General features: G+C 70.4%; 8 protein-coding genes. 5 read left to right on the top strand and 3 right to left on the bottom strand.

Annotated features, from left to right (window positions below; genetic code table 11):
• Positions 1–107: 107 nt before the first annotated feature.
• Positions 108–1,049: a class I SAM-dependent methyltransferase gene (locus tag H5J26_RS25580; protein WP_181768331.1), complete on the bottom strand. Its 942-nt coding sequence runs from the start codon at positions 1,047–1,049 to the stop codon at positions 108–110.
• 400 nt (positions 1,050–1,449) lie between these two features.
• Here H5J26_RS25580 and rpsA point away from each other — a divergent pair, with 400 nt between their 5' ends.
• From rpsA to H5J26_RS25605, 5 genes are all read left to right on the top strand, one after another.
• Positions 1,450–2,991 (top strand): 30S ribosomal protein S1, encoded by a 1,542-nt coding sequence (gene rpsA, locus H5J26_RS25585; protein ID WP_181768332.1) that lies wholly within the window; start codon positions 1,450–1,452, stop codon positions 2,989–2,991.
• 347 nt (positions 2,992–3,338) lie between these two features.
• Positions 3,339–4,292, top strand: a complete 954-nt coding sequence (locus H5J26_RS25590; RefSeq protein WP_419183851.1) for a proteasome assembly chaperone family protein — start codon at positions 3,339–3,341, stop codon at positions 4,290–4,292.
• Between the two features lie 74 nt (positions 4,293–4,366).
• Positions 4,367–5,002, top strand: a complete 636-nt coding sequence (coaE, locus tag H5J26_RS25595) for a dephospho-CoA kinase (RefSeq protein WP_181768334.1) — start codon at positions 4,367–4,369, stop codon at positions 5,000–5,002.
• 140 nt (positions 5,003–5,142) lie between these two features.
• Positions 5,143–5,517, top strand: a complete 375-nt coding sequence (locus H5J26_RS25600; protein WP_181768335.1) for a tetratricopeptide repeat protein — start codon at positions 5,143–5,145, stop codon at positions 5,515–5,517.
• 187 nt (positions 5,518–5,704) lie between these two features.
• On the top strand, positions 5,705–6,322 hold the full coding sequence (locus tag H5J26_RS25605; protein ID WP_181768336.1) for a hypothetical protein: 618 nt from the start codon (positions 5,705–5,707) through the stop codon (positions 6,320–6,322).
• Between the two features lie 71 nt (positions 6,323–6,393).
• On the opposite strand, the gene H5J26_RS25610 is transcribed toward H5J26_RS25605, so the two are convergent.
• Entirely contained in the window at positions 6,394–6,963 is a 570-nt protein-coding gene (locus H5J26_RS25610) for a hypothetical protein (RefSeq protein ID WP_235981093.1), read from the bottom strand.
• 10 nt (positions 6,964–6,973) lie between these two features.
• Positions 6,974–7,702, bottom strand: a complete 729-nt coding sequence (locus H5J26_RS25615; protein ID WP_235981095.1) for a maleylpyruvate isomerase N-terminal domain-containing protein — start codon at positions 7,700–7,702, stop codon at positions 6,974–6,976.
• Positions 7,703–8,111: the final 409 nt, after the last annotated feature.

Raw genomic sequence — 8,111 nt, forward strand, 5'->3', positions numbered from 1 at the left:
GGGCGCGTGGAGAACGGCGACCCCGCGGCTCTCGAGCGCCGCGTGCAGGTCGGGCAGCGCCTCGCGTACGGGCAGCCGCTCCAGAGCGTCACCGCGAAGCTTCCCGCTCACGCCTGCCGGCCCTGCGCGTACGCCTCGTCGCGCTCGCACACGAAGATCGCCGTGCCGGGGATGAGCCGCCCGCGCAGCGGCGACCAGCCGCCCCACTCCTGCTCGTTCCAGTCGGGCCACTCCGGCTCGACCACGTCCAGCAGCCGGAACCCCGCGGCCGTCACGTCCCGCACGCGGTCGCCCATGGTGCGGTGGTGTTCGACGTAGACGGCGCGTCCCTCCTCGTCCTCCTCCACGTAGGGCGTGCGGTCGAAGTAGGAGGTGAGGACCGTGAGCCCTTCCGGCCCCGGCTCGTCGGGCAGGGCCCAGCGGAAGGGGTGCGTGACGGAGAAGACCCAGCGTCCGCCGGGCCTCAGTACGCGCCGTACCTCCCGCAGCACCCGCACCGGGTCGGCGACGAAGGGGAGCGCGCCGAAGGCCGAGCAGGCCAGGTCGAAGGAGCCGTCGGCGAAGGGCAGCGCCGAGGCGTCCGCCTCCACCAGGGGGAAGCCCGGACCGTCCTCGCCGTCGGAGATCCGCAGGGCGTGCTGGAGCTGCCGGTGCGAGAGGTCGAGGGCGACAGGCCGCGCACCCTGTGCGACCAGCCAGCGGGAACACTGCGCTGCGCCGGCCCCGACCTCCAGCACGCTCAGGCCCCGCAGCGCCGCGACCGGCCCCAGCAGTCCGGCCTGTGCCTCGTCCAGTCCCTCCGGGCACCACACGAAGCGGACGTCTCCGAGGAAGGCGCCGTGGTCGTCCTGGTATTCGTCGGCGTTGCTGTCCCACCAGCCGCGGTTGGCCCGGCTGCTGTCGTGGAGGCCCGACTGGCGCCGGACGGCCGCGGGCTCCGTCTCCTCGGCTGCCGCTCCGTCGGGATGTCCGGTGACTCCGGTCGGGATCCTGCCGGGATCCGCAGCCGCCACGGGCCGGATCTCACCGCCGCCGTCTTCTTTATTCATGGCCCCAGCCGTGTCGTACATTCGCTGTCGGACTTGTGTCGGGCCTCTGTCGAACTTCAGTCGGACTTCTGTCGGATATGAGGCCGCGCAGGCCGCGGGGAGGGTCGCTCAGCGCGCCGAGGTGGCGCACACAGGGACGGAGTGCGCCGGTTATGGGACGTTCCACCCCTGCTGTGCTCTTTCGCGCATTGACCATGCCCAGCGGCCCCCGTATGCTACAAGTTGCGCTGCGGGCCTGCGCGCCTCGGACAGAGCAGGCCGCGCTCGCATCTGTGATGTATCCCCTCGGGTTTGTGGCTCTCAAGGCTGTGTCCGGCTGGCTTGCATGCGCGGTGCGAAACGGGCTCTCGGCGTAGCAGAACCTACGACTTCATTGTCCGTACCGGAGACCCTTTCACACATGACGAGCAGCACCGAGACCACCGCCACCACTCCGCAGGTTGCGGTAAACGACATCGGTTCCGAGGAAGCCTTCCTCGCCGCGATCGACGAGACGATCAAGTACTTCAACGACGGCGACATCGTCGACGGCGTCATCGTGAAGGTCGACCGGGACGAGGTCCTGCTCGACATCGGCTACAAGACGGAAGGTGTCATCCCTTCCCGCGAGCTGTCGATCAAGCACGACGTCGACCCCAACGAGGTCGTCGCCGTCGGTGACGAGATCGAAGCCCTCGTTCTCCAGAAGGAGGACAAGGAAGGGCGCCTGATCCTCTCGAAGAAGCGTGCGCAGTACGAGCGCGCGTGGGGCACCATCGAGAAGATCAAGGAAGAAGACGGCATCGTCACCGGCACCGTCATCGAGGTCGTCAAGGGCGGCCTCATCCTCGACATCGGCCTGCGGGGCTTCCTCCCCGCGTCGCTGGTCGAGATGCGCCGTGTCCGCGACCTTCAGCCGTACGTCGGCAAGGAGCTCGAGGCCAAGATCATCGAGCTGGACAAGAACCGGAACAACGTGGTTCTGTCCCGCCGCGCCTGGCTGGAGCAGACCCAGAGCGAGGTCCGTCAGACCTTCCTCACCACCCTCCAGAAGGGCCAGGTGCGCTCCGGCGTCGTCTCCTCCATCGTCAACTTCGGCGCCTTCGTCGACCTTGGCGGCGTGGACGGTCTGGTGCACGTCTCCGAGCTGTCCTGGAAGCACATCGACCACCCCTCCGAGGTGGTCGAGGTCGGCCAGGAGGTCACGGTCGAGGTCCTGGACGTCGACATGGACCGCGAGCGCGTCTCCCTGTCGCTCAAGGCGACCCAGGAAGACCCGTGGCAGCAGTTCGCCCGTACGCACCAGATCGGTCAGGTCGTGCCCGGCAAGGTCACGAAGCTGGTTCCGTTCGGCGCGTTCGTCCGGGTGGACGAGGGCATCGAGGGCCTGGTCCACATCTCCGAGCTGGCCGAGCGCCACGTGGAGATCCCGGAGCAGGTCGTCCAGGTCAACGACGAGATCTTCGTCAAGGTCATCGACATCGACCTCGAGCGCCGTCGCATCAGCCTCTCGCTGAAGCAGGCCAACGAGGCCTTCGGCGCCGACCCGACGTCGGTCGACTTCGACCCCACGCTGTACGGCATGGCGGCCTCGTACGACGACCAGGGCAACTACATCTACCCCGAGGGCTTCGACCCCGAGGCCAACGACTGGCTGGACGGGTACGAGAAGCAGCGTGAGGAGTGGGAGCGCCAGTACGCCGAGGCGCAGACCCGCTTCGAGCAGCACCAGGCACAGGTCATCAAGTCCCGTGAGGCCGACGAGCAGGCGGCGGCCGAGGGTGCCAGCGGTGGCGGCGGCAACGCCCAGCCGCAGCCCGGCGGTGGCAGCGGCGGCGGCGGTGGCCAGGCCGGCGCTTCCGGTGGCTCGTACTCCTCCGAGTCGGACGAGGACTCCGGTGCTCTCGCCTCGGACGAGGCGCTGGCAGCGCTCCGCGAGAAGCTCGCGGGCGGCCAGAGCTGAGTGCTCAGCGCTGAGCGGTAGCTGACAAGCGCAGCTGCCGAAAAGTACGGCAGGTGGGGCCTGCTCCTTCACGGGAGCGGGCCCCACCTTTCTTTGTGCCGCCCGCCCCTCGCCGGTGGGCGCCGCGGCGTTGCGATGACGGGTCCGGGGTACTCATGCAGGGCTCCTCGGCACCAGGGGTTCAGGATGCCGGGGCCGCCGCCGGATCCCGTCGGCGCGTCCGGCCGTGAGGTGCCGTCGAACGGCCGTTTCGCGCTGGGGGAATGCCGGCCCGGCTTCGGTGGTTGTGCGAGAGGAACGCAAAAGAAGGGGCGCCAACAGTGCTTGAACCGCACAGTGGGCAAAGCGTGTACACGTGGGACGAGAGCGGACTCGAAGCAGTCGACGCCGTCATCGAAGGACCTGACGGCGCCGGGCTGGTGATGCTGTATCACTTCGAGGGCTTCATGGACGCGGGCGAGGCGGGGGAGCAGATCGTCCAGCGCCTGAAGGACGCTCAGTCCTACGTCACCGTTGCGCGATTCGACGCGGACCGGCTCGTCGACTACCGGGCACGCCGTCCGACCATGACCTTCCGCCGTGACAGGTGGGTCTCCTACGACACCCCGCGGCTGGAGCTGCGTCTCGTCAGGGACGCCACCGGTGTGCCGTTCCTGCTGCTGGCCGGGCCGGAGCCGGATGTGCAGTGGGAGGCCTTCACCTCCGCCGTACGGGAGATCACCGAGCGTCTGGGCGTGCGCCTCGCGGTCAACTTCCACGGCATTCCGATGGGCGTCCCGCACACCCGCCCCGTCGGCCTCACTCCGCACGGCAACCGCACGGACCTCGTGCCGGGCCACCGTCCTCTCTTCGAGGAGGCCGAGGTCCCGGGCAGCGCGGCCGGACTGATCGAGCTGCGGCTCGCCGAGTCCGGGCACGACGTGCTCGGGGTGGTGGCGCACGTACCGCACTACGTCGCGCGCTCCCCCTACCCCGACGCCGCCCTCGTCCTCATCGAAGCCATCACCTCCGCGACCGGGCTCGTCCTGCCGGACGTGGGGCACACCCTGCGCAACGAGGCTCTGAAGACGCAGAACGAGATCGAGAGCCAGCTCGCCGAGGGCGACGAGGACCTGGTCGCGGTCGTACGCGGCCTGGAGCAGCAGTACGACGCCCTGGCCGGAGCCGAGACGCGGGGCAGCCTCGTCGCGGAGCCCAGCGAGCTGCCCTCCGCCGACGAACTCGGAGCGGTCTTCGAGCGCTTCCTGGCCGAGCGGGAAGGCGAAGGCGGCGAGGGCCCCGGGGGAGACGGCGCGCAGTGACCTGCTCCATCGAGTGACGCCCGGATGCGACCTCCCCGCCGGAGCGGCGCAGGGCGGCGTATAGCGTGGCAGTCATGCTGAAGGTGGGACTGACAGGTGGCATCGGCGCAGGCAAGAGCGAGGTCTCGCGGCTGCTCGACGCGTACGGGGCGGTGATCGTCGACGCGGACAAGATCGCCCGGGAGGTCGTGGAGCCGGGCACGCGGGGGCTTGCAGCCGTGGTCGCCGAGTTCGGCGAGGAGATCCTGGCGCCGGACGGCACCCTGGACCGGCCGAAACTCGGCTCTGTCGTCTTCGCCGACACAGAGCGCCTCGCCGCGCTGAACGCCATCGTGCATCCCCTGGTCGGACAGCGCTCGGCGGAGCTGGAGCGCACGGCGCAGGAAGCGGAAGCCTCGGACGGGGAGGGCGGTGCCGTCATCGTCCACGACGTCCCCCTGCTCACCGAGAACGGGCTCGCTCCGCTGTACGACCTCGTGCTGGTCGTGGACGCCTCATCCGAGACCCAGATGGACCGGCTGATGCGCCTGCGGGGCATGACCGAAGGCGAGGCCGCCGCCCGTATGGGGGCACAGGCGACCCGCGCGGAGCGGCTGGCGGTGGCAGACATCGTGATCGACAACGACGGGCCGCTGGAGGCCCTGGAATCCCGGGTGCGAGAGGTGTGGGAAGGGCTGCGCAGGCGCGCCCACGCTCCGTCGGACCGGTGACTCCCGGCCTCCTGTCCGTAGCCCGCTCCGGTGGGAGCAGAGTGCGCACGGTTGCGGCTGGGAATAGGTATGGGGGACAGGGCGTTTCCGCGCCCGTGCACCGTAACTGTCACACCGGCACCGGTGAGGAGGCAGCCACCGTGTCCGAGGCCAACCCCGAAACCCTGGTCATCGAGTTCCGCGCTGCCGAGCAGCTGCTCAACGCACGCGATCCGCGCGGAGCCTTGAAGCTGCTCGACACGGTAGTAGCGGCACACCCGGAGAACACCGCCGCGCGGCTGCTCCGCGCACGCGCATTCTTCCTCGGCGCTCAACTGCGTCCTGCGGAGATGGAGTTCCAGACGGTCCTCGAGCGCGAGCCCGACAACGCGTTCGCGCACTTCGCCCTCGGCCGTACGCTGCAGCGCGCGAACCGCGCGGACGAGGCGCGCCGCCACTTCCGGCTGGCCGCCGCCCTCGATCCGAGACCCGACTTCGTCGAGGCCGCGGCCTTCGACCCTCCGCGATCGGCCTAGCGGAACCGGCAGGGTGCCGGTGACTGCGCCGGTGAGGGAGGGGCGCCGCCGGTCCCCGTGGGTGTGCCCGTGGGGGCGGGGGCGCTTTTCCACGTCTGACGCTCTGTGGCTAATGTGACCGGTCTGTGCGGTGCCGTGCTGCGGCGCCGGACAGGCACAGCACAGGCAACGGGCAGGGGGCGGCAGCATGGTGGGGCTGGGACGGGACGGGCTCTTCGGGGGGTCACGGGAGCCGGAGCTCGAGCTCGGGGGCGTCAGTCCGTATACGCCGCTGCCCGCTCCGAGCTGGAAGGGCAGGGCGCTCGGCGGGTTCTTCTTCCTGATCGGTCTCGTCTGCGTGGGCATTTCCGTCTACAACGCCGCGCACACCGCGGGATTCGCCGGACGGCACGGAACCGTGACCGTTCAGCGCTGCTGGATCGACCAGGGCGGCCGCAACAGCAGTGACAAGACGGTCTGTTCAGGCACCTTCCGCCCGGACGACGGCGGGACGTCGCAGCGGGACGCTGTCGTGCACCGGGATCTCAAGGCCGGTGACGAGATCGCGGTGCAGCAGACAGGGCGCGGCTATCTCCCGAGCGGCTTGGCGGAGACGTGGCGTTGGAACGCCCTGTTCTTCATCGGCTGGATCGCCGCGGCTCTGGGCGTTCCCTTCGCTGCGACCGGGATCTTCCCGGGACGTTCGCAGGCGTCCCAGGTGGGTGCCCTCATCAGCGGCACGCGGGCGGCGAAGGTGATGAAGTACCTGTTCATCGGCGGTGCCGGGGGCGCGGCTGTGTGCTTCTACCTCACCTGGGTGCTCTGAGCCGGCGAACGAGGATCCGGTCAACGGCTCTTGGGGGCAGGTGTGTTGACGCCCGGAGGCCGCGCCCGCTGCTACCGGGCGCCGGCCTCCGTCGCCCAACTCCGCAGTGCGGCGAAGTCCTTGGCGCGCAGCCCGCGTCCGGGGTCCACCCAGTGCAGCAGGGCGGGGCCGTCGTGGTGCTCCGAGACGTAGAGCTTGTCGTCGTCCGTGATGCCGTCGTCCACCCAGGCGAAGGGGCGGCCTCGCGCCCACTCGACGATCTGCGGCAACTTCCAGTGCGCGCCCTGCGGGCCGGGCGTGAAGAGCTCCCGCCACTCGATCACGGGGAGTTCGGGGAGGCCCAGTACGGGGCCGATGTGCTCGTTGGCGCCGTGCATCCACGTGGTCGCCCACACCAAGTCGTACGGCAGGGCGGTCAGTTGTGCTCCGTGCCCGGGCTTCAGCCACACCCGAAGAGGCCTCACGTCCTCCGCCGGAAGGGGCGCATGCCGGGCGAGCCAGTTCGCGGGCTTGAAGCGGTGAGTGGTGTAGCCGCGCGGCCGCAGACGCCACCGGGCGGCGAAGGGGTTCAGCGGGCCGTCGACATCGAGCAGCAGGAGGGGCGTTGTCGGCTGCATCGCACCGCCGGGAGTGAGGGGCATGGGCCGGGCGTCAACTCGCGCTGGGAGCGGCGTCCTGCACCGGTGTACGGGCGTCCTGCACCGGCGCACGGAGGTGGGGCGGTGTCCCGTCGTGCTGGGGCACCCCGTTCCACTCCCATGAGGTGCGTCGCGGGTGGCCCGGCAGCTCCGTACGGCCGGTCGCCCACAGCAGGGCCTGCCAGGGGGGAGCGTCCACGTCCACGTCGCGGAACAGGCGCCCCAGCACGCGCTCGCACAGGTCGGCCGGTGGCATCCAGGAGATGCCGAGCCCTTCGGCGACGTCGTGCATGTGGACCAGGGTCTCGACGATCCCCATGGCGGCGAAGCCCTCGGGGTCGGAGTTGCCGTAGGGGTGCCAGGCGCGGACCTCCGGTGACGCCGTACGCACCATGGCCGTCAGCAGCGCCCCGCTGGCCTCCAGCACTTGCAGCAGCCCCGCCGGGCCGGCGTCGCGGTCGGCGAAGATCGTGTTGGCGGGCCCGCCGGGCTTCCGCCGCGTGTAGGAGAAGGGCACGCCGTCCGTCAACGGCGGTGTGTCGGGGCCCAGTTGCGTCGCGTAGGAGAACAGGTCGTCGCCGAGGTGCTCGACGGTGTCCCAGCAGTCCCACTCCAGGGAACCGGCGGGTGCGCTCCAGTCCGCCTCGAGCCCCTCGCTCAGTGCGGTGACCGCCAGCCGTACAGCGTCCCGCACATCCTGGGAGGTGACCGGGGCACGGCCCGCCCCGTCGGTTTCTGTCATGGCGTGAACGTACCAACGCGCCTGGTCGAATCCGACTGAATTCCGGGGCAGGCAGGGGCTGTGACTTGTGCAAGTTGATCGCCTCTCCCGTTGCAGCGGGTTGCGGGCGTCCGCCGGGGCGAGGCCCACAGCGCCGGCATCAGCCAGGCGTAGGCCGCGGCGAGCAGCGCCGCTCCAGCGCCGCCGAGCAGGGACTGCCGGGTCTGCTGGGCTGGAGCCACACCCGCAGCTCCGCAGCGACGATCGAGGGCGGTGTCAGTGGCGCGCCGTAAACTCGGGCGGGTCCGGGGCGGGACCGTGCGTCACAGGGGAGCGCACGGTCCGCGCACACGATGAGCGGGAAGACGGTGGCGCGGATGGGAGTGCCCCCAGGGGGCGGTCTCGCGCGATGCGCCGTCGTCTTTCTGCC

This window comes from Streptomyces albidus (ex Kaewkla and Franco 2022), assembly GCF_013870515.1.
Taxonomy (GTDB): Bacteria; Actinomycetota; Actinomycetes; order Streptomycetales; family Streptomycetaceae; genus Streptomyces; species Streptomyces albidus.

Bases quoted from the DNA above. Each gene is read 5' to 3' on its own strand.
- rpsA (WP_181768332.1), top strand. From the start codon at position 1,450: ATGACGAGCAGCACCGAGACCACCGCCACCACTCCGCAGGTTGCGGTA.
- coaE (WP_181768334.1), top strand. From the start codon at position 4,367: ATGCTGAAGGTGGGACTGACAGGTGGCATCGGCGCAGGCAAGAGCGAG.
- H5J26_RS25605 (WP_181768336.1), top strand. From the start codon at position 5,705: ATGGTGGGGCTGGGACGGGACGGGCTCTTCGGGGGGTCACGGGAGCCG.
- H5J26_RS25615 (WP_235981095.1), bottom strand. From the start codon at position 7,702: ATGACAGAAACCGACGGGGCGGGCCGTGCCCCGGTCACCTCCCAGGAT.
- H5J26_RS25580 (WP_181768331.1), bottom strand. From the start codon at position 1,049: ATGAATAAAGAAGACGGCGGCGGTGAGATCCGGCCCGTGGCGGCTGCG.
- H5J26_RS25610 (WP_235981093.1), bottom strand. From the start codon at position 6,963: ATGCCCCTCACTCCCGGCGGTGCGATGCAGCCGACAACGCCCCTCCTG.